The organism is Sodaliphilus sp., assembly GCF_045598405.1.
GTDB classification, from domain to species: Bacteria; Bacteroidota; Bacteroidia; order Bacteroidales; family Muribaculaceae; genus Sodaliphilus; species Sodaliphilus limicaballi.
In genome coordinates this window covers 1-2,119 of the sequence record NZ_JAZLLZ010000055.1, presented here as the reverse complement: position 1 = coordinate 2,119, position 2,119 = coordinate 1, and the positions used below count along the sequence as shown (strand labels likewise).

Here is a 2,119-nt window from a genome sequence, read left to right as displayed (position 1 = left end):
ATTAGCGTCCTGCTGGACGCGGTGCGTGTTGCATTTCTTCCCCCACCGCCACTTCGAATGTTGGCAAAGGTTCGCTATCCGCGGCACCGGCTTCGCCGACTTACCGCTGCTCACTTTGCCGAGCTCGCTTCGCTCGGTTCGACGACTTTACCCCGCACAACCTACTGCGCTGGGCTTGTAGTATGTACGGGGTTTATCGTAGATAATGTCTTGACAGACATGTGTTGCTACAACAATTCTGATGCGGTTGCCCTGGTTTTACTTGATGACTTTGGTGGTTGTGGTGGTGCCGTCGTTCAGGGTTGTAACCACGATGTTGACGCCGCTGAATGGCGCGTCGGACTCATGGCCTGCCACGTTGTAGTATCTCACTGATGTGATACCCTTGTCGGCAGTGATGCCATCGATGCCTGTAACGATTGACTCGGTTAACGGATAAACGATGAAGTTTTCGTAGAACTTCTGGTCGCCAGATGCAATGCGCTTAGGGCTGCTGCTGGGTGTGTCCCAGGGGGATTTGAGCTGGATTGCAGCTACGCTGAAATCGTAGGGTTGCCCTGGCGTGAGAGAGGTAGAGAGCAAGTCGGTGTTGACGGTGAGCGTAGTGCCTCGCACACCGTTTTTGCCGCTGTAGGCCGATATGCATCCTTCGCCATTGTCGTTGATGAAGTAGTGTCCCCGCACGTAAACCACCTGGTTGGCATTCAAAGTGGAGAGTGTGCTCAAGGTTGTGCTCAAATTCTGTTCGTTGGTGAGGTCAACAATTTCCTTGTATGAACTCACGATGTCGTTGCTAGGCATCAGGTTATCTGCGTTATCGACAACGATTGTGGGGTTGAGCTGTGTGTCGGTGACGTATCCGCCCACCGAAGCACGCTGATACCCATCGCTTGGCTGCACGGTGTTCTCGTCGGGAAGGATGAGTTTGATCCAGTGACCCGACTGGTCCACCGCGAAGGCCTGGTTCATGCCCTTGGCCACGATTTTGATAGGCTCGTCGAGATAGGCCTTCTTGCCCTCGGAGGCCTCGGCAAAGAGGTCGGTGTAGCTCTTGGCTTCGTAAGCGTAGGCCATGGTTTCAACGGCACGGTAGCTGGTGGAGGTATTGTCGATGTCGCTGAAACGCGCGTTCTTGATTTCAATCTTGGCTGGTTGGTCCGTGGTGCCGAAGGTCTCGTCGGTGGTCACGTCAACTTTGAATAACGCGCCAGAGGTCCCCGACACATAGAGTCCGTTGTTGTTGTAGAAAATTTTGCGGTAGAATGTTCTGTTGTGCATCCAATCGCCATTTAAAACGCAAGCTGTGCTAGGGATGCGTGCGGTGGGATCGATAAACGGACCGTCCTCGTCTTCAACCAGCTTGATACCGCCCGAGAGGTACAGGTCGAACTGCATGGCTGTGAGCCTGTAGGTGGGGTTGTCAAGATAGATGCTTATGGTTTTAACCTCGCCTTTCTTGATGGCAAATTCTTTGACATAGAGTTTGTTGTCTTGTGCCGAGACTGTGGCAGACAACGCAAAAAACAATAATGCTATTGCCGACATCAATACTTTTTTCATAGGCTTTAGTGTTAGTTGATCCGTATTTATGCTTTTTGCAAAGTTAATAAAAGATGTGATAATGTGCAATTATTTTATCATCTTTTTGTTGTGATGTGCTAAAGTTTTGTTATTTTCGGTAATAAAATGATTCGATTTTGCCGTTTTGTTATCCAGCGGGAGAAAATTGTGGTTTTATTTTAATTAACATGCGGGATAATCTCACGAAACAATACAGCAATGGAACTCCCCGTGCGGATCTCACTGAACTCACTGATTTTTTCATTGAAAATATATATTTCTCAACTTTAGCATATGGAACCATCTGAATTTCACCTATTTGCTCCGATTAGCGTCCTACGGGACGCATCTGCTTGTTGATACTATACCCCCACCGCCACTTCGTTCGGCGGTGGGGGTTATTCAGGTATTGTCCTGCCGGACAATAAATTAGCAATATTTATTATCAAATGCTAAAGTTGAGTATATTTGTGGATTTTTTAGACCTCAGGGAGGTCGTAACTTTGGTTAACCGCTGGTCGCAGACCTGCGGGCTGCCGGTGGGGGTGTGAAATGTGAC

Annotated in this window: 1 protein-coding gene; it reads right to left on the bottom strand. The window is 49.0% G+C overall.

Going from position 1 to position 2,119, the window contains the following annotated elements; all coding sequences use genetic code 11:
• Window positions 1-258 precede the first annotated feature (258 nt).
• Complete coding sequence (locus ACKI3C_RS04725; protein WP_407402568.1) at window positions 259-1,560, bottom strand: hypothetical protein; 1,302 nt, start codon at window positions 1,558-1,560, stop codon at window positions 259-261.
• Between the last annotated feature and the right edge of the window lie 559 nt (window positions 1,561-2,119).

Coding starts and splice junctions, on each gene's coding strand:
- ACKI3C_RS04725 (WP_407402568.1), bottom strand. CDS start 1,560: ATGAAAAAAGTATTGATGTCGGCAATAGCATTATTGTTTTTTGCGTTG.